Here is a 19,476-nt window from a genome sequence, read left to right as displayed (position 1 = left end):
CAAGCCTCATGAATATTTTGAAGAAAATCCGAATTCTCTTAGCCTGCTTGACACTTTTTAGTGTAAAAATAAAGGCGCAGGATGTTAGTATCAATATCATTAACCAACCTGCTACACTGACTCAAGGCTCTGCCTTGGGTCGGGTAATGGTTGATATTTGTAATAATGATGGTGGTAGTCGTAATGCAGTAGCAGGAAAACTTCGCCCTTTAATTAGCTTTCCGAGTAGTTTAGTTGGAAATACCGTTGTTCCTATTACTTTCGCTGGATGGAATGTCTTAACAAATGACGGTCAATCTATTAGGTTAGAAAACACGGTGGCTATTGCCCCTGGCGAGTGTTCTCATATTGTATTGGGATATACTGGGGTAAACATCGGGGGACCTCTCACGGTTACAGGCACAATGGGTTTTAACGGTCCTCAAACGGTTGGTAATTTAACAGGGAATGACAATAGCACCACCTCTATTACAATTGCTGCGGGTGGCACTGATAGCGATGGTGATGGCGACCCTGACATTTCTGACCCAGCACCTAATGACCCATGTAACTGGGGTACAGGGCAAGTGATTGCAAATACTACTCTAGTATGGCGTAATGCTGACTGTGATGGCGATGGGGTAACTAATTATGCTGAAGCAACGGGCTTGGATGGTAATCCATCGACAATAGCCGATAATACGGATCCTAAAAGTGCTTGTAGTTTGAATCTTACACAAGTAACGCTTATGGCAACAAGTTCGGGCGATTGTGACGGAGATGGAGTTACCAATAAAGATGAAATTAATGGTTTGGATAGAAATCCACTTACTGTCGCTGATAACACTCATCCTCTTGATTTGTGCAGTTACAATGCCATAGACCAAGTAATAGCTAACACAAGTATGACTTGGCGAACGGGTGACTGTGATAAGGATGGAAATTCAAATTTTACAGATCCTAATCCTAAAACTCCAACAGCCAACAATGATGTTTTAACTACAAATTTTGGGTCAATTGGATCCGTTAATGTATTAGCAAATGACGATTTTTTACCTAATATAACTTTAAGTATTACTCGCTCTGGAGGTACTGCACAAGGAACCGTTACTTTTTCACCGACTACTGGATTTATGACGTATTCGCCACTAGCCTCTGAGCAAGGCACAACTGTTTCGGTGAATTATCAAGTTTGTAATACGGCGGTAAGTCCTAGTGTTTGTGCCAATGCGGTGGTGAATATCACTGTTACAGGGTCATCACCACGTTTGAGCATTACAAAAGCTGTTTCTTCAGGGTTTTATTCTCTTTTCGATAATTTTACCTATACCCTTACTGTAAATAATACAGGATCAGTACCAACCTCAGGTATGATTATTATCAAAGATACGCTCCAAATGGGTTTGGCTTTGGTTTCAGCAACGGTCAATACAGGCTGGGGTTGTAGTGCTTCGGGGCAATTGGTTACTTGTACTCGTACCAATAGTATTCTTGCTGGAGGCAGTAGTGCTGTTACTATAACTGTGGCGGCCTTGCAAGCAGGCACTTTTTACAACAAGGCAGGTGTATATGGAGGCGGAGATGTCGTTGCTACTAATGGAAACACTGCGGCTCAATCAAATGTTACGACTATATTTGTGTCGCAATTTTCTGTAAGGGTATCGTTGAAAGTTTTCCTCAAAGGTGCGTATAATCCTATCGATGGACTAATGCAAGACAATTTACGATCACTAGGGCTTATACCGCTGGTACAACCTTACGGGAAAGGAGCTTACGCAGATATTCCGCATTCTGGACCAGACGAAGTTACTACTGCTGATGTTCTGGCTGTAACAGGAAACAACGCTATTGTAGATTGGGTCTCGGTAGAGTTACGAGATAAAAATAATCCCGCAAGTATATTATCGAGCCGCTCAGGACTCATACAGCGAGATGGAGATATTGTCGATGTAGATGGGGTAAGTTGTTTGAGGCTCATGAATGTAAATAACAACAATTATTATATCGCTATTCGCCACCGAAATCATTTGGCTGCCATGAGTGCTTTGAGTTATCCACTGACAGGTGCTTGTTTTAATTTGATTGATTTTACCAGCCCAAGTGTGAGCTTATATACAAAATCTAATACAGATCCAGAATTTAGTGCTTATCCGATGATGGATGTTGGAGGTATTCGTGCGCTGTGGGGAGGTAATGCCAGTCCTGATAGATTTGTCATATATCAAGGTCCAAACAATGATAGAACCTTTGTGGGAAGTGTCATTTTGACAGATCCTAATAATACAGAAAATTTGAATAATTATATGGTAACTGGGTATTTGCGAGCAGACTTAAATCTGGATGGGAATACCATTTTACAAGGACCGAACAATGATATAAATTTATTATTCAACGAAATATTTACACACCCTGAAAACGCTGAAAAGCTAAATAATTTTATTATTTTTCAGCAATTACCTTAAATATCTATTCAATGAAAGCTAAGCCGTTTAGCTTTTTTCTAAAAACCACGCAGTCTTTACGTAGTCTGTTTAAGTATGTTAACTTTAAAAATTTACAACATTATATGTTAGCGGTCAAAATTAAAATTATTTTACCCGCACTAAGCTCTGGGCTTTATGCAGTAGGTTAAAAGTTAGATAGTATTTCTCATGAAGTAATAGAAGCTTTTTTGCCTAATGCCTACGGCTTACAGTCTTAAGCGTATTAATTCAATTTTATGTTGTACTAATACCTAAGTTAGTGGGCAAAATATAATTAATTTTACCCGCACTAAGCTCTAGGCTTTATGCAGTAGGTTAAAAGTTAGATAGTATTTTTTATGAAGTATTAGATGCTTTTTTGCCTAATGCCTACGGCTTACGGTCTGAAGCGTATTAATTCAATTTTATGTTGTACTAATACCTAAGTTAGTGGGCAAAATATAATTAATTTTACCCGCACTAAGCTCTAGGCTTTATGCAGTAGGCTAAAAGTTAGATAGTATTTTTTATGAAGTATTAGATGCTTTTTTGCCTAATGCCTACGGCTTACAGCCTAAAGCGTATTAATGCAATTTTATTTTGCATTAATACTTATAAAATCGCTAAATAAAAAAATTGGTTAGGGTATTGGCTTCTTTTTTTAAAGGGCTGATACCCAAAAACCTATTAAAGTGTATTTGGCATGTTTTGTGTAGTTCAAAAAACATCAAATTAATAAAATCTTATGAAAGCGTTTCTACATTATTTATTCCTTCTAATAGGACTTATAGCAAGCTGCAATACTACTTTTGCTCAAAAATTAGTGAATCCTCATATTAGTTTTAAAATAGAGTTACGCTCAGATGGCTACTACTATGGAACCATGAAGTCGGATACCACGCTGAGTTCAGTAAGTCCCAGTAACAACATTTCTACCATACAATTTACAGTAGTTGCCCCCATAGGAACGTTTTCTCCTATCTCTTATACAGGCTCAACGGTACTTAACCTCCTAGGAAGTATTGAAGATTTAGTACCTTCAGACAATCTTGGTTCATATTTGTGGACTATTCAGCGATCTACCTACGATGCTAATACAGAGTATGCTTTTATAGGAATGACTGGCTCACCACGGCTTACAAATACGATCACAAAAGATGTTGAAATTCCCTTGTTTCGTTTTAGACTGCAAAATTGTTTAGGAAATATCCGCATGTATCAAAATGGCATAGATTTACCAAGCCGAACGGGAACAGCCTTGCTAAATACTGATTGCTCTATCTACCTTTCAAGGATTAAAGAAAGTCTCTCCGACGCCTACAAAGATAATTATGGTGGACCCGCAGTATGTCTCACAGCTCCCGTCCCCGACTTGATAACGTCATTGACTGCACCATCTTCTGGTGCTCCCAATACGGCTTACAGCTATACCGTCAGTGTCATGAATGTAGGCTCAGGCCTTAGTTCAGGAATTGTGTCAGAAAGTTTTAGTTTGCCCGCAGGTTTGACATTCAATAGTGGAGGAGGCAACGGCTGGACTTGTGCCGTTGCAGGCACATTCTCAGGGACAACGACAGTCACCTGTACTAATCCCGCACCCAATTTGCCTGCAAGCGGAAGCATCAATTTTCCATTAACGGTAACACCAACGAGTCTGGGTGCTTTTACCATCACCGCACAAGTATCGGGTGGGGGAGAAACCAACACCAATAACAACAATGCCACAAGTAATACCACCAGTATAGGTTGTGGCGTAAGCGCAGGAGGAATCAACAGACTTTAATCAATTTTTGATTAAAGAAAAGAAATATAAGCCTAAGGAGGACAGCAATAACAGCACCGCAAAGCGCTTTTATTGGCAGAAATTCAATAAGATAAGGAGTAACTATTTTTCGTTGCGAGCGAAAATCAATACTTCAGCAGTACTAGAGGTTGGTATAATCTGCCAACCTCTTTTTTGGGAGATTGGTCGAGTGATTGGCAATAAAAGGATAAAAGGATAGTTTTAAGTGTCAAAACTAAGTTACATGACGATATTAGTTAATCGTATATCATTTATTTGAAGGAGCTTATAGTCAGAATGGAACAGCAAATTTAGTTCACGGATATATTATTATTAATGTTATGGTAATTATATGCTTGTTGTGAACAAGTATGACAAAATGATACTTCGTATCTTGATATAAATATAAAATACGAATTAGAGAGCAGGTAAAACTTATACAATATATAGAATGAAATATATTCTTCTTTTTACATTTCTTATTTACGTAGAATATTGTTCTGCGCAAACTAATAACGGCGATAATCATCGGCTTATTGTCACAACAGATCTTGGTGGTACAGACCCAGACGATACCCAATCCATGATTCACCTTTTGGTCTGTGCCAATGCAATAGATATTGAAGGACTTGTAAGTTCACAGGTTTGGATGGATGACCCAGACAAGACTGCCAAGATAATTGAAGTTATCAATTGGTATCAAGAGGTATTACCCCATTTGAAAAAACATGCAATCGGTTATCCAGAAGCAGACTATTTAAGGGCAATTACAAAGCAAGGACAGACAAAATCTAATATGTCTGGTGTGGGTGAAGGTAAAGATTCGCCAGGGTCGGATTTGATTATTTCTGCAGTGGATAAGAAAGGAGATAATCGTCCGGTTTGGATTGCTGGTTGGGGAGGCATGAATACTGTGGCACAAGCTCTCTGGAAAGTAAAGAATACGCGAAGTGAAAAAGCATTAAGAGACTTTGTAAAGAAAATTCGAATCTATGATGTGCTAGGACAAGATGATGCGGGAGCATGGATTGCAAAAAACTTTCCAGACCTTATATATATACGCAACAAAGAAATTTATGGTTGGGCACCATCAGATGATTGGACTAAGAAGAACGTGCAGAATAGTATACCTTTAGGTAATCATTACCCCAATAGAATTTGGGCAACAGAAGGCGATACACCTTCTTTTCTTTATGTTTATACCAATGGTTTAAACGTACCAGATCACCTAGACTATGGAGGTTGGGGTGGACGATTCCTCTCTAATAAAGTAAGCGGAATACGTAGCATGGATTTCGTTGCCAAAAGCGGTAAAGATGAAACCCAATATGATCCTTATTACATGTATGGTAGTACAAACGAAGGTATTGGAGCTATAAACAAATGGAGACAACATATCTGGAATAATTTTGCAGCCCGTATGTTATGGACTACTACAGATGATTATTTTGCTGTAAATCATCACCCTATAGCCGTTGTAGATGGTGATTATTCCTTGAAATGTTTATATAAAAGAGCTAAAGCAGGAAGTACTTTGATGTTAGATGCTTCTAAATCAAAAGACTCTGATACAAATCAAATAGACTGCAAATGGTTTGTTTATAATGAACCAAGTATCTATAAAGGTGCCATAACGATAGAAGAGAGCTCTTCATCTAAATGTAAAATACTGATCCCTTCTGATGCCGTAGGTAAAGCAATACATTTAATTTTAGAAATAACCGACAAAGGTATCCCTGCATTGACAGCGTATAGACGAATTGTAATAAATGTAGAATAATCATAAGTTACAGTACCCAGCTAGTGTTGTAAATCCTTGCAGGAGGCTGTCCAAAATGGATAGAATCCTGCAAGTGTCAATGTTATAAAAAGCTATAGTTTCCTACTCTTAGTTTAGTAAAGTCCAATTTGGATGATTTGAAGAGTTTATCATTTTCTGTAGTCTAATGGAGGCTTTCTATCGCCTGCTAAGGATTTATATTCAAATATTTTTGTTCCTCGTCTTTGGTACAATTCCTCTTTGGCTTGTTCAATCAAATTGGGTGATTTAAACAAGTTTTGAGCCGTAAGGGCAATCGTTTGGGCGGCGTTCATCATGCCTTTATGCCCAATACTCATACCATTGCAGGCAACAGCTTGCCAGCTGTGGGCGGGCACGCCTGGCACCCATGTAGCCGTAGAAAGTCCAGCCGTAGGTGTTACCCAACTCACATCGCCCACATCTGTAGAAGCAGGAAAAGCCAAGTCTGTGGTATAAGGACGTACCGTTTGGGCAGAACTGATCGGGGCAAGTGTTTGGGCATTTACCGTCTGACGAATTTTTTCGGCAAAAGCTATTTCTTCAGGTGTGTAAGGTACGCCTCCGACTTTTTCAAGGCTTTTTTGCATTTCTTTTGCCAAAATATCATTGGGGAGTAAATTGTATAATCCTGCCAAAATTTCGTAGCTCATTTTCGTTTCTGTACCATGAGCTGCCGCTTCTGCGGTTTTGAGGAGGCGTTGCCAAATTTCTTCTAAACCCTGTGCAGTAGGGTTACGAATTGTATATTCGACCATCGCATAATCGGGGACGATGTTGGAGGTAAGTCCACCGTTTTTAATCACATAATGAATACGTGTTTCGGGAGAAATATGTTCTCGCATCAAATTTACCATATAGTTCATGGCTTCAACGGCATCTAAAGCCGAGCGACCTTTTTCGGGACTAGCCGAAGCATGAGCTGCTAAGCCCGTAAAACTAAAATTGGCTACCCGATACGCCAAAGACGAGTTCGGACTAGCGTTGTTGTTATCGCCTGGGTGCCAGTGTAATACAGCATCTACATCTTTAAAAATGCCTTCTTTTACCAAGTAGGTTTTGCCACCGCCAGCACCTTCTTCAGCTGGTGTGCCAATCAGACGAATGGTTCCTTTGATATGGGCTTTTGCCATCCAATTTTTGGTGGCAATGGCTGCCGCAACCGAGCCCACACCAAACAAGTTGTGTCCGCAAGCATGGCCATAGGCATTCACAAATTTAGCTTTTCTAAAAGGTACTGCTTCTTGTGATAAACCGGGCAAGGCATCCATTTCTGCCAAAATACCAATCACTGGAGAGCCAGTGCCGTAGGTAGCTATAAAAGCCGTTTGTATCGCTCCAACACCTTTTTGTACTTGAAAACCAGCCGCTTGCAATTCTTCTATCAGTGCGTTGGCGGTTTTGTCTTCTAAATATCCCGGTTCGGCCCATTGCCAAATTTTATCTGACAAAGCAGCGTATTGGATGGACTTTTGTTGTAATTCTTGGGTAATTTCTTGTTGAGCCAGCGCACACGGAACGCCTACCCAAAGACAAAGGCATACATACAGTAGTTTTTTCATGGTTTTAGTTTTGGTGAATGAATGGAAAACAATATTTTGACGTATTTGCGCCAATATCAAATTTAACCCATGAGCAAATCTAAATCAAGCAAGTAGCAGAATGTTATTTTGATGATACCCAAGCAAAGAAAATAAAATGAAAGCCTCGCTAGTGCTGGATTCTCACCCAGCACCCCTTTTTTCTTAGGATTCTATCCTACATATCCCTCCATGGTTATGTTTTAATTAATCCAACCTAAAATCTCCACTACAAAACCCGATTTCTCAGTCTCATAAAGGGCTTTTCTATCAATATTTGTAAAAAGTAAGCGAATACGATACAAGTAATCGTCGAGATGACCAACATAAGATTAGGGTTCGATATATACTTAGATAACATTTGGTGTGTGACATATATGACGCCTTTGTGGGTAAGATATAAACCATAAGACAAGCTAGCTATTTGACTAGTAACCATTGATTTAGTTCGATACAAAAAGCTGTTTGGACTAATAGCTCCTGCTACCATCAAACCATAACCTAGGGCAATTATAGGAAAACCAAATACAGAGGCGTTGAATGTTGTTTGATCTTCACACAAAAAATAAGCAAAGGACAAAATTGCTAATGATGCCACCAATAATAAGTTGCCATACTGCGATATACGACCCAATACTTTGGGTGAAAATTGATAAAACCCTGCGATCGAAACGCCTACCAACAGTCCGTCGAGCCTTGTGTAGGTTGGATAGTAGAGATATTTGTACCAATACATCCAACTTAAGTCATCGGTACTTTTGGGCAGATATAAATACGTGTAGCTATAATAACGAATGGCAAATCCTCCCAAAAACAGCAAAATTAATAACCAATAGGAATACTTAAACACTGATTTGGCTTGTAATAAAAGCAATACCAAAGGGAGAAATAAATAGAAATGCTCTTCTACACACAGTGACCAAGCATGTGAAAAAGCACCATTTAATTTAAGATTTAAGCCTAAGTTTTGGGTAAAAGTCAGATATTTCCATAGAGGAGCTAAGCTATCTTTTTCTCGAAAAAAAGGTACACAAAAATAGAGTATCACCGTAAAGCCAAAGGAGGGAATAATCCTGAAAAAACGTTTCAGGAAAAATGTTCTGAAGGAAATACTTTCACCTATTTTAATTTGTTCAAACAACTGTGATGAAATCAAAAAGCCGCTCAATACAAAAAATAAATCAACTCCTGTCCAGCCAAAGCTTGCCACTTTAGGTAACCATTCGGGCTGACCTCCACTTAGAATATAATAATGAAACAAGAATACAATCAGAATGGCAAGTCCACGGAGGTGGTCTAAGCCATAAAATTTGTGAGTAACAGGTTTGTTCAAGGTTTTGAATATTTATAGAATAGTATAATAAGGTTCGTTGGTATCTGGTTGGTTTATTGTTAATTAGATGGTAAAATTGGAGCTATCCATTTGATAAAATCATGAGGCTCTAGGATATTCCAAATATGAAAGCCTCTGTTTTTTGTCGTAATATATTCTACATGTTTATTTCCCAGTCTTTGTAGCAACTGTTGAAGTTTTTCAGAATCTACCGCATTTATGTCTTCAAATTGTAGGGCTTCACAATACGTTTTTTGGACAAAAGCCAAATCTGGTTCGGCATATAAGCGAATTGGAATATTGGATAATAGTTTGGCATTTCCACCATCTGCCTGATTCGCTGAAAATACGGAATTATGAATATATGCCTCTTGTTGTTCATCAGGTGAACCCTTTAACTTATCCTCTAAGTTCTTTTTGATTGATAATCCTTCTTTTTTAATAAGATTGCTGGAGCAAGCATACTCTATTTTTCTCACCGAAGAAATATATAGCCTAGTTAAATCTAAAGGTGGGTCTATCGTAAAAATAGCATCTACTTTGGAAGGCAATTGTTGCGATGCCAAGTATTCAGCATAGTGCAAAGCAATCGTTCCTCCAATCGATAAGCCTCCCAAAACACATGGGATATGTTTTGTCGAGGAGGTGTTTTGGAATGTACGAATCAACTCATCTAGTTGAGCGAAAGTGTTTGGTTCTGGGGTAAATGATGGGGTAAGCTCTGGAATAATTGTCATAAAGCCTTTTTCTAGTAGTAAATAAGGGAGTTTATTTTTGTAAAAAACACTTTTGGGCTTTTCTCCCCAAGCAGGAATAAGCAAAAGGATGCCCTTGATTTCTTCTTGGGGTTTTAGATAGAAATAAGAAAAAGATTTATCCAGTGATTTGGCTTTCCCTTTTTGAATAGTTTGTCCGTGACTAGTACCAAACTGAGCCATAAGACAAAGAAATAGGATAAAGATTTTCATAAATGTTGTTTAGAGGAATAACGAAATATTTAAGAAAAATATTGATGAGGAATTTCCAAACTAGTGCTAGAATCTCTCGTTAGAGTTTGATTCTTATCCAGCCCTTTTTTTCTAAGGATTTTATAAAACACTCTTATTGTTTTCTTCACTTCCAGCTCAACTGTTTTTTGTTAGTCTTGCCTAATGCTTCTAATTGACTTCTCAACTGTATGGACTTTTCGCCATTTTTGAGTGTAAAATACAAAGGTTTAAGTCTTTTGATTAATGGTTATTTTGCCCTTAACAAGCAAGTAATGATAAGAGGAATAATGCAAAAACAGTGAATCTGTTAACAACCCACGGAGCTTTTGTTTTTCAGAAGTAAATAGTTACAAATTACGAAAATTCTAATAACAGGATATTTATAATAGTTTTTGTATAGCATCTACAGCTTGTTGAAAACGACTATCCCAATCACCAGAAAGTAAGATATAGTCGATTTTTTGAGATGCTAATTCTTGTTTGTGGGAAAAATGCAACTTGAGTCTATCTTCCTTTTCAAGTCGAGTCCCATCCTGTACGAAGGGGGCGTCAATGTCTAAGAAAAGATATAAATCAAACGTATTCGCTTGCTTAACCCAATCGTCTATTAATAATTCTTTGTTGAATAAAAACTTGGCGTATGAATTTGTGATGTTCACATCGGTGTCAACAATTAATATCTTATTGGACAAAGGTGTTTTTTTAAGTATAGTTTTGGCGTGTAAACTAGCAATTTGTTCAAGATGCGATAGCGTACATTCCTCTGTTTTTTCAATTATCTCACGTGCCATTTCTGGGACATAATTAGTCTTGAAATACTGTGCAAGGTTAATAGTAAGAGTCGATTTTCCAGTACTCTCAGAACCATAAATACAGATTTTTTTTACAAAATACGGCTTGGCTGAATCAGCAATATAATCCCAATACCTTAATGGATGTTGCCTAATCAAACTAGCAGAGATGTTTGTGATTGTACGAGCAATATCGTAAAAAATGGATTCACATTGAAGGTATTCTGCTAAATATGCGCCATAGGGTTCGGAGCTAATAATATAATCTAAATCAGGAATAAGACTCAGAATTTTATTTGCCCATAGTTGCGAAACTTCTCTGGAAGAAACAGAAGTATTAGGAAGCTCTGACTCGTGGTATTCAAGAAGTATTGGATTAATATTAGGGCAGTTATTATATGACTTTTTTATCCATTCTAATCTGGTTTGCCCATCAATGCTTTCTGTATCTGAAGCACAAATCAACACGAAAAGTATATCACATTGTGTCTTCGCAAACTCAATTAGTTTTAAGTGTCCAAGGTGTAAGGGATAAAATTTGCCAAGTGTAAGCCCTTTTGTCATGATTTAAGAGATTTTTTCCAAGTCGACAGTCCATGAATGGCTAAAGATAGAAATATGAAGTACTCGATGCTAATGAATAATATGTTTTTTTGAAAATACACAAAAACACATAATATGTCAGTTAGAATCCAAAGAAGCCAGTTTTCAAGAATCTTTCTGGCTAATAGAACATTGGCAATGATGCTCGAAATAGCAATAAATGTATCAATATAAGGATAGGAGGCTGGCTTAGTAAATAAGCTGGGAAAAAACAAATGAATATGTTCGATGAAATAGCCCAAAATGCCTGTAGACAAAACTAGAATGATCAATATAGTTTGCTTTTGACGAGACGAAAGTTGTGTGATTTTAAGGGTATTATCTTCTTTTCTTTTCCAAATGAACCAGCCGTACAAACTTACTATAAAAAAATATACTTGTAAAAACATATCAGAATATAGACTGACTTGGGAAAAAATGAGGAAAAAACATACGACATTAACAATCCCTGTAGACCAAGTTAAAATATTTTGTCTTGTCGCAAAATATACGGATAATAGACCAAATAACGTCCCAACAAATTCTATATAGCTCAAGGGATAGCCCCAAAAATTAGCAAACGTTGTGTTAATGTCGAAATAATACATTTTATATTTCTACTTTTAATGAAGTAATAAATTATAACGCTATATGCTATTAGCCGCTGGGAATCAGGAAGAATAAAATTATCCTTTTCTAAAACCTAAAAAACTAAAAGAGAAGTATTAATTCTTCCGCTAGGTTAATAGAGGAGTTGCTTTACTCATGAACAAAGTAAATTTCTTTTACAAACTCAAACCCTAATCCGCCTTTTGCAATACAGATTTCCATAGGTTGATTTTCTTTGATTGCCATCCACATATCTTTATTGATGCTTAACCGTTCTTTTTGGTTTTGGTATTGAAAATAAATGAAGTACGAAGAAGGGGTTCTTGAACTTTGTCCTTTTTCTAAAATAGGGAAAATGGCGCACGTTGGTGAATTAAATGGAAATGTTCGGTTATAAAAACTTGCCAAAGAAGGAGTACCTATCAGAAAGAGGAAAAATAGACTTTTAAGAAAAAAGTTCTTTTGGACCATTGGATGACTAAGTAAGGGAGTTCTTTCTTTTATATAGTATATGGTTTGATAGCCTAGAATCAATCCAACTACCAAGAAGATTACAAACAAGGTGCCTCCAAAGAAAATCTGATCCATTTGTTTGATTTCTAAACAAGTAAGTATAGTAATAAAAACCAATATGAATGCTAGCCCATCAAGTATTCGTAAAATGTTTACACTCTTTTGAGGCAAGGGAGGAAAATATTTAGTAGGCTTTCTTTTCTTTTTCATTCTCCGATTAGTATGTGAATTTTGTCAGTGCTATTTAAGGGCTCGCTAGTGCTGGATTCCTATCCAGCACTCTTCGTTCTAAGGATTCTATCGTAATATATTTGAACACAAACTTGAATGAATACCTAATTTAAAATCTTAAGTAGTCACTAACCCTGATGAAATTCCAATAATGATAATTAAAAGGAATAAAAATGAATAAGACGTAATAAGTAGGATAAACTTTACGAGCGTTTTTAACCAACTTTGCTGGTATACGTTTTTGATAGAAATCATGAAATACACTAGACTCAGAATTACTACAAATAATACAATGTATCCTGAATAATCATAATAATCTTGATTGAAAAAGTATTTGTATAAATCACTCAGAAATTCACATATTGCCCAAAATAGAAAAATAGCGGAGTGGGTATATAATGTAAAGACAAGGTGTTGAAAGTAATACCTCCATTTGGTACGCCTCTCAAAAAACCATAATATATATGCTGCAAATGGTAGAAGAATAAACATTATTGTTGGCAAATAACTATTGAATAGCATTGTTCTTCCATTTATTTCGGATTTTAGTCCGTACTTTTCTTCAAGATATCGATGGTATTCCTTCACGATACTATTTTTGATGGTTTTTCTTATTGGGAAGAATGTTGATATGCCCCTAGCCGTTAAAACGGAATCCAATGCCTCGTCATTTAATTGAAAATAGTAGGTGATAGAATCTTTTGGAATGATTAGTTTTCTGAAAAGACCCAAATAAAATTTGGAGCCATCTTTTCTAGCATTATACTCTTTTTGAGCATCTTTCATACCTTTTCTGAATTCATCCAGATTACTTTTTGAGACAGTATCTGACTCTGATTCGAGGTTATGCGAAAGGTCTTTTTTTAATTGTCTAGCAAAGTTTCTACCGCTATTATAGTCTCTATTTTCAGCTTTTCTCAGCGAATCAATGGTAGTTTTGCTCTGTTGCTGGGTGTTACTTTCTTTTTTAAATAGGTCTGAACTCATGATGAAAAAGAAGATAGCACTAACCCCAAAATACATTCTTACAGGGTGCATATATTTAACTCTTTTGCCTGAGTTAAAAGCTAAAGGCAGTTTACCCGGATGCGTGAATATAACTTTTACCGTTTCGATAAACTTGGTTTCAAAAAAAGTAATACCTCCAATAAATTCCATAATCAGGTCTTTCATGGGGGCATTCAAATTGTGGTTTTCTTGTCCACAATCGTGGCAATAATTTTCATTGCGTTCAAGTACAGTTTCACAATTTGGACATAAATGGGTTTTACGACGTGCTTTTCTTTTTCGCATTATAAAATAGTAGTAGTAGGATTGAAAATGAGGTTATACAAATTTAGATAGTTTTAGGAAAAACTCCCTCGCTGGTGCTGGATTCCTATCCAGCACCCTTTTTTTCTAAGGATTCTATCCTTTTGTAAAGTTTATCACCTCTAGTCCAAATATTTTCTGTTTGTCTTGCATAAATATTCAGATAAACTTGCCTACTACATTGAATTTTTGTGATTGGTGAGTGCAAATATCACTTCTTTCCCACCCATCCCAAATGCGTATGTTGAAAGCTATCGGTATATTTTAGTCCATAGCCCATGACTCTGTCCATAGCTGAATGACCAAACAAAATGATACCTGATAGAGTCATGAGGTCATGATTGAGCCAATATCCAAGACCAATTACAGCGATACCCAATAATTTGTGATGAAATAAGTTATATGCCCAAGCGCCAATTTTGGTATTCAATAGGTATCCTAACATTGAAACATCTGGTAATAGAATACTCGCTGGGTATATCCACCAAACATAATCTAGTTGCTGGAATAATAGTATTGAAAGCAGTAGCTGTCCAAGTTCTTCTAATTTGAGGAGGAAATTCATATCTTTTGTCATGTTCGTTTTTGTTTTTGTGATGACACAAAATTCGAGCATTAAAAAGTATTTACTCTTGACAAAAATCAAGAACTCTCGGATTTACGTTTTCTGATACGACTAAATGTTTCGGCGCTCATGCCCAATACCGAAGCGATGTATTGAAGCGGAACTTGATTAAAAAGCTCTTTATTGTGTTCGAAGTACGCATCATAGCGCTCTTCGGCGGTCATCGACAAATGTGAAAACACACGATTTTCAATCATGGCAAAACATTTGACAATGAATCGTTTTTCTATATCTAGCCATTTGGGAAACTCCTGGCAGAGTTTGAGATAATTTTTTTTCGAAAGGGTCAACAATTCAACATCGGTAAATGCTTGAATCGACCAGCGATTAGGCTGGTTGAAGAAAAAGCCTGCAATTTCGGTAATAAGATAATTTTCGGTCGAAATCCATTGGGTAATTTCCTTGCCATCTACAACAGCATAAACCCTTAGAATCCCACTTTTGATGAGACTCAGCTTATCACAAACTTTATCTGATTGGGTAAAATAAGCATTTTTAGGAAGTTTTTCTTCTTTAAAATAGGAGCGAAGGAGTTCCAACTCAGCCTCAGAAAGTTGCCCGAAGTTGTCTTGAATAATAAGGTTAAAGTCTTGCACGGAAAAATTTGTTATAAATCTTGAGCATTTTCTGGATATAAGTAGAAAATGGCAATGAGCTGGTTTGTTGCTGTATCCCAAAACATCATATAAGCTTTTTCCTCAGTACTAAAAGTATTTAAACACACTTCCTTTGCTGAGGAACTTGAGAGTTGTTTAATCGCTTCTTCCCAAGAACTTATTTCTTCATTTTCAAAAAATGACCTTTTTAAACTTTTGTTAATTCTTAACCTTGTCGTGTATAATCCAGTTAAATACTCTCTCGTTTGAACTATTTCCTTTAGAATACTCTCAGGATTTTGTTGGAGTGCGACTGCACATTCTTGCGCCAGAAAAGACTCCTTTTCTGCTTGAAGGCCATTTAAAACTTGCTCCTGTGTCATTTAGATTTGGTTTTTGGATAAAAGGTGTCAAAGATATATGTCTGATCACTGAATGTAGAGTTTAGGAGTGTTAAGAGTGCGCCAACTTAGCGTAGCAGTGAAATATTGCAGGCTATGTTCTCAAAATCTTCTCCATTTTTTTACCTTTTGCTAGCTCATCGACTAGTTTGTCAAGATAACGAATTTGTTGCATCAATTTGTCTTCTATCTCTTCAATACGATAACCGCAGATGGTACCCGTAATTTTATGGGCATTGGGGTTTATTTGAGGAGCGTTAGCAAAAAAGCTTTCAAAATCTATTTTTTGCTCTATAATTTGTTGAATATTGGTAACATCATAGCCTGTTAACCAACAAATCACCTCATGTAATTCATCTGTAGTGCGTCCTTTCTTTTCAACTTTCTGCACATAGTGAGGATACACACTCGCAAAAGACATTTTGAAAACTCTGGTATTCGTATTCATGCTAGGAGGAGGGTTAATACTATTATTTTCGAATTTAATGATAAAAATCCTAAAAAACAGATGTCTGCATGATTTATGATTTCAGTTATGAGTCTAGCTATCTCATAGCTATTTTAAGGTCTAAGATTCTTCTTTCAAATGCTGGATTTATGATATATGGTTCCCAAAACTCTATTTGAACGGTTGTCGTTTTCCAAAAATAGATTGAAAACCCTCCTGTGCTCCAAAACTCATAAAACCTATTGTCGGACAATTCAATATCGAGTGTTTCATAAAAACAAAATGTTCCTTTGAAACTCCTACAAATTCTGATTCTCTTAGTAAGTAAATTAAAGAAAGTGTTAACCAAGTCGTTTTGGGTCCCAAGATGCCGACGACCTCTATGTTCAACTCCAATTAATATTTCTTCCTCAAAATCCTCATTGTATTCAATCCAAATCCTCGTTTCTCCAATAGTCAATCTAGTCTGATCCTCTGTTTTTTCAATGCGTAGATCATTGGGAAGGTATTCTTGAAGTAAATCCTCTATATGTTGCAATAATATTTTGTCTGAGATGGGCATATCTTAAGGTATTCGTTCAGAATATTTGAAATTATTCAATCATTGATTCAACAGGTTGGGTACTTTCCAAGCTTTCAAACCAGAAAAGATTTGCCATTAATTTTTTTGAAATGGTATGGCTAAAATGTTTGTGCTTGTCAAGTTGTTCTACCCTTATTGAGGCTAAAATTAAAGGGTCTTCTTTAATAGAGGCGGTATAGCTAAGCGTAAAAAAATATCTATACGGTCCAACTCCTGTATGCTCAAATGGACGAAACTCAAGGATTCTTCTTAGATGCCCAAAATCCTGTAGTGAGATGGCAAAACGTAAATTTAATCTCTGCTCATCTATAATACACGCAATGAGTGCAGAACAAATATTATCTTGTTTTGTGGCATCTAATAGTTCGATTAAACTCTCTTTGGGTATTCTCATAATATTGAAGAAATTATTCGGTATTCGTCTTATCAAATTATACTTTGAAATGAAAAACACATACTATTTATTGCTTAATCAGCTTTCAACGGGAATCATTTTAAATACTGATGGACAGACTTTCTATTGCAATAATTCAAATACAGAATTTCAGGAGTATCCATATATCGAATTGGAAAGCTATGAAGCTGTAGAGGAGACAGTTGCCAGGTATTTAGCAACTCATTCGAATATAGAGATTAGTATTTATGATGAAAATAAAAAAATTATCAAAACAATTCAAAGCGGAATCTTTGAGCCTGTTTTGCAAAAAAAACCTTGGTGGAAATTTTGGTAATCGGGACGAGTAAATGAGTGCCCAAGAAAAACTAATTCCCAAAAACCTCATTGAAAATAGCATTGATTTTGTCCTCAAGTATTTCTTCAACTCCACATCCATAAATTCGTAATCATCGGGAATGCTTAATACTTCTATAGGTGGTAAATCAAGGAAGGTCTTTCTGTCATAAATGCTTTTTAGATATTCGATACTAATGTGACATCATTTTCAATCCAATAATAGAGCCAATTAAGGTGCTGATAAAGAATAAGCGCCAAAAAGTAGCAGGTTCATTGAACACAAGGATTCCCAAAAGTACCGTTCCAACGGCACCAATGCCCGTCCAAACAGCATAAGCTGTAGCAATAGGAAGCGATTCAATGGCTTTCATCAAAAGCCCCATGCTGATAATCAAAGCCATGATAAATCCTGCGTACCAAAGATATACTTCGTTTCCTGTACTTTCTTTTACTTTGCCCAAACAAAATGTAAAGGCTACTTCAAACAATCCTGCGATAATCAATACAATCCAATTCATATTTTTTGTGTTAAAATTCACCAGCAAAGTTCTGAATCGGAGAGGGAAATAAATTTTACAAATGTTAAAAAATACTTTTTATCGAATCTCAGCTCTAATTCTACTCAGACTTACTTGGCTTATGCCAAGGTACGAAGCAATATGCCCCAGTTGGACTCGCTGAATTAGGTCAGGATGTAATTGCAGAAGTTCATGATAGCGTTCGCTGGCGGTTCTGAATTGTCGGGCAATAAATCTTTCTTCCGTTTTGACGAGCTCTAGTTCTGCCAATTTTCGTCCCCAATTAGCGATATGAATATCACTTTGATAAAGATTTTCCAACACTTCAGCCTTTAATTGGTACAGTTCACAGTCTTCCAATAACTCTACATCTTCATAGCCTTTTTGTCCAGTGACATAGCTTTTTAAAGACATTAAAGTATCCCCTTCTTTGCAAAACAGAAAAGTAATTTCATTGTCAGGCGTTTGAGTATAGAGTCTTGCAATTCCTTTTTTGATAAAATAAATACTACTTTCCACTTTATTGGCTCGCAGTAGAATATGACCTTTTGGGAAACTAACCTCAGAAATATGTTCTTCCAGCTTTTGCATGGAAGCCTCAGGTAAAGGGTAAATTGTATTTGAAATTTGTGATAGAATCATATCAGTTGGAGTCGATTGCCTCCCATTTTCCTTTTTTGAAATAGAGATTATTGAATTTAGGAGAGTAAAAAACTAAATGAAAGTACCAAGGATAACGATAAGTTGTAGGATTAGAACTAAGGATATGATGTGTTGGTTGAGGCATGTTTATCAGTAAATGCTCAGAAATATAGTTTTCAGTAACCTTGATTTTGCCCACATAAGTCCTCATGATTTTCTCTTTTTCGGTAAGGTAAAAATAGAGAGAGTCGTTATCCTTTATTTCAAATCGAAAATGATTGTATTGCCAATCGGCTTGTTTTCCCGAAAAATAGGTTCTATCTACAATGTACTGCCCATAGTAATCATCTTTTTCTAGATTGGGTTTTCCTAATATCCACTTTAGACCAGATAAAAACATAGCCATCGCCAAAAGACCTAACCACAAGAAACCAATGGTTTTCCCCCAATGGTTTTTCCCTGTTATGAACCATGTAATCAAAAGAATGGCGGATAAAGAAACCACAAATAATATCATGGATAGGTTAAATCCGAAGCCCATATATCATTAAAGTTTAAGATGAATATCTGTAGATTATTTGACGAAATCCAAGTGCTGAATTTTATCAATGCAAGCTTCAACCGAATCATTTGTGGATCTCAGCTGATAGTTTAACGACCAAGTTTTATTTTTTACCAAAAATATTCCTAAAGATTTTTCGAAGTAAGCCTCTACTTTGCTGTCTATACCTGCATCAGGATTCGTAAACTTTAATATCCGAATAGATTTTTGATGGATAGTATAGTCAAAAGAATCTACAGCAACCATCCTATCAGAACTCTCAGGAATATGATTTACACAGAGGGTGTCTGATTTTCCGTGCTCATGCTTAACTACATAGAATTTATGCTGTAACTCTGATTGTTGATCTCTGCACGAAATCAATGTAAAAAGTGAAAGGTAACGTAAAATCTTATTCATAAGTAGAG

General features: G+C 36.4%; 21 protein-coding genes. 4 read left to right on the top strand and 17 right to left on the bottom strand.

Going from position 1 to position 19,476, the window contains the following annotated elements:
- Positions 1 to 8 precede the first annotated feature (8 nt).
- The 3 genes from GVN22_RS01100 to GVN22_RS01090 all read left to right on the top strand — a co-directional run bounded on the left by GVN22_RS01100 (position 9) and on the right by GVN22_RS01090 (position 6,004).
- On the top strand, positions 9 to 2,441 hold the full coding sequence (locus GVN22_RS01100) for an Ig-like domain-containing protein (RefSeq protein WP_166549219.1): 2,433 nt from the start codon (positions 9 to 11) through the stop codon (positions 2,439 to 2,441).
- Between the two features lie 745 nt (positions 2,442 to 3,186).
- Positions 3,187 to 4,224, top strand: a complete 1,038-nt coding sequence (locus GVN22_RS01095; protein ID WP_166549218.1) for a DUF11 domain-containing protein — start codon at positions 3,187 to 3,189, stop codon at positions 4,222 to 4,224.
- A 451-nt stretch (positions 4,225 to 4,675) separates the two neighbouring features.
- The gene (locus GVN22_RS01090; protein WP_166549217.1) at positions 4,676 to 6,004 is read left to right on the top strand and encodes a DUF1593 domain-containing protein; all 1,329 of its coding nucleotides are present in this window, start codon (positions 4,676 to 4,678) and stop codon (positions 6,002 to 6,004) included.
- Positions 6,005 to 6,153: 149 nt separating this feature from the next.
- Here GVN22_RS01090 and GVN22_RS01085 read toward each other — a convergent pair whose 3' ends face one another.
- The 13 genes from GVN22_RS01085 to GVN22_RS01025 all read right to left on the bottom strand — a co-directional run bounded on the left by GVN22_RS01085 (position 6,154) and on the right by GVN22_RS01025 (position 17,008).
- A complete protein-coding gene (locus GVN22_RS01085; RefSeq protein WP_166549216.1) occupies positions 6,154 to 7,584 on the bottom strand; it encodes an amidohydrolase in 1,431 nt (476 codons plus the stop codon).
- A gap of 247 nt (positions 7,585 to 7,831) precedes the next feature.
- Complete coding sequence (locus GVN22_RS01080; protein WP_166549215.1) at positions 7,832 to 8,935, bottom strand: acyltransferase; 1,104 nt, start codon at positions 8,933 to 8,935, stop codon at positions 7,832 to 7,834.
- A 59-nt stretch (positions 8,936 to 8,994) separates the two neighbouring features.
- Positions 8,995 to 9,903, bottom strand: a complete 909-nt coding sequence (locus GVN22_RS01075; RefSeq protein ID WP_166549214.1) for an alpha/beta hydrolase — start codon at positions 9,901 to 9,903, stop codon at positions 8,995 to 8,997.
- Between the two features lie 401 nt (positions 9,904 to 10,304).
- On the bottom strand, positions 10,305 to 11,279 hold the full coding sequence (locus GVN22_RS01070; RefSeq protein WP_166549213.1) for an AAA family ATPase: 975 nt from the start codon (positions 11,277 to 11,279) through the stop codon (positions 10,305 to 10,307).
- The gene (gene pnuC / locus GVN22_RS28360; protein ID WP_166549212.1) at positions 11,276 to 11,905 is read right to left on the bottom strand and encodes a nicotinamide riboside transporter PnuC; all 630 of its coding nucleotides are present in this window, start codon (positions 11,903 to 11,905) and stop codon (positions 11,276 to 11,278) included. The genes GVN22_RS01070 and pnuC overlap by 4 nt, the downstream gene beginning before the upstream one ends.
- A 151-nt stretch (positions 11,906 to 12,056) precedes the next feature.
- Positions 12,057 to 12,494: a hypothetical protein gene (locus tag GVN22_RS01060; RefSeq protein WP_166549211.1), complete on the bottom strand. Its 438-nt coding sequence runs from the start codon at positions 12,492 to 12,494 to the stop codon at positions 12,057 to 12,059.
- Between the two features lie 273 nt (positions 12,495 to 12,767).
- Positions 12,768 to 13,943 (bottom strand): DUF3667 domain-containing protein, encoded by a 1,176-nt coding sequence (locus tag GVN22_RS01055; RefSeq protein WP_166549210.1) that lies wholly within the window; start codon positions 13,941 to 13,943, stop codon positions 12,768 to 12,770.
- A 229-nt stretch (positions 13,944 to 14,172) separates the two neighbouring features.
- A complete protein-coding gene (locus GVN22_RS01050; RefSeq protein WP_240915540.1) occupies positions 14,173 to 14,538 on the bottom strand; it encodes a DUF4260 domain-containing protein in 366 nt (121 codons plus the stop codon).
- Between the two features lie 65 nt (positions 14,539 to 14,603).
- The gene (locus GVN22_RS01045) at positions 14,604 to 15,182 is read right to left on the bottom strand and encodes a Crp/Fnr family transcriptional regulator (protein WP_166549209.1); all 579 of its coding nucleotides are present in this window, start codon (positions 15,180 to 15,182) and stop codon (positions 14,604 to 14,606) included.
- 11 nt (positions 15,183 to 15,193) lie between these two features.
- The gene (locus GVN22_RS01040) at positions 15,194 to 15,565 is read right to left on the bottom strand and encodes a hypothetical protein (protein ID WP_166549208.1); all 372 of its coding nucleotides are present in this window, start codon (positions 15,563 to 15,565) and stop codon (positions 15,194 to 15,196) included.
- Between the two features lie 112 nt (positions 15,566 to 15,677).
- Entirely contained in the window at positions 15,678 to 16,031 is a 354-nt protein-coding gene (locus tag GVN22_RS01035) for a DUF2200 domain-containing protein (protein WP_166549207.1), read from the bottom strand.
- A 97-nt stretch (positions 16,032 to 16,128) separates the two neighbouring features.
- Positions 16,129 to 16,593, bottom strand: a complete 465-nt coding sequence (locus GVN22_RS01030) for a hypothetical protein (protein ID WP_166549206.1) — start codon at positions 16,591 to 16,593, stop codon at positions 16,129 to 16,131.
- A gap of 31 nt (positions 16,594 to 16,624) precedes the next feature.
- Entirely contained in the window at positions 16,625 to 17,008 is a 384-nt protein-coding gene (locus tag GVN22_RS01025) for a hypothetical protein (protein ID WP_166549205.1), read from the bottom strand.
- A 49-nt stretch (positions 17,009 to 17,057) separates the two neighbouring features.
- Between GVN22_RS01025 and GVN22_RS01020 the strand changes: the two genes are divergently transcribed.
- Positions 17,058 to 17,345, top strand: a complete 288-nt coding sequence (locus tag GVN22_RS01020) for a hypothetical protein (RefSeq protein ID WP_166549204.1) — start codon at positions 17,058 to 17,060, stop codon at positions 17,343 to 17,345.
- Positions 17,346 to 17,538: 193 nt separating this feature from the next.
- On the opposite strand, the gene GVN22_RS01015 is transcribed toward GVN22_RS01020, so the two are convergent.
- The 4 genes from GVN22_RS01015 to GVN22_RS01000 all read right to left on the bottom strand — a co-directional run bounded on the left by GVN22_RS01015 (position 17,539) and on the right by GVN22_RS01000 (position 19,468).
- The gene (locus tag GVN22_RS01015; RefSeq protein WP_166549203.1) at positions 17,539 to 17,865 is read right to left on the bottom strand and encodes a multidrug efflux SMR transporter; all 327 of its coding nucleotides are present in this window, start codon (positions 17,863 to 17,865) and stop codon (positions 17,539 to 17,541) included.
- Positions 17,866 to 17,943: 78 nt separating this feature from the next.
- Complete coding sequence (locus GVN22_RS01010; protein ID WP_166549202.1) at positions 17,944 to 18,507, bottom strand: Crp/Fnr family transcriptional regulator; 564 nt, start codon at positions 18,505 to 18,507, stop codon at positions 17,944 to 17,946.
- A 1-nt stretch (position 18,508) separates the two neighbouring features.
- Complete coding sequence (locus tag GVN22_RS01005) at positions 18,509 to 19,048, bottom strand: hypothetical protein (RefSeq protein ID WP_166549201.1); 540 nt, start codon at positions 19,046 to 19,048, stop codon at positions 18,509 to 18,511.
- A gap of 33 nt (positions 19,049 to 19,081) precedes the next feature.
- Positions 19,082 to 19,468, bottom strand: a complete 387-nt coding sequence (locus GVN22_RS01000; protein ID WP_166549200.1) for a hypothetical protein — start codon at positions 19,466 to 19,468, stop codon at positions 19,082 to 19,084.
- Between the last annotated feature and the right edge of the window lie 8 nt (positions 19,469 to 19,476).

The organism is Cellulophaga sp. BC115SP (assembly GCF_009905545.1).
Lineage (GTDB): Bacteria > Bacteroidota > Bacteroidia > Cytophagales > Spirosomataceae > Flectobacillus > Flectobacillus rivi.
This window is presented reverse-complemented; position numbering and strand designations above follow the sequence as displayed.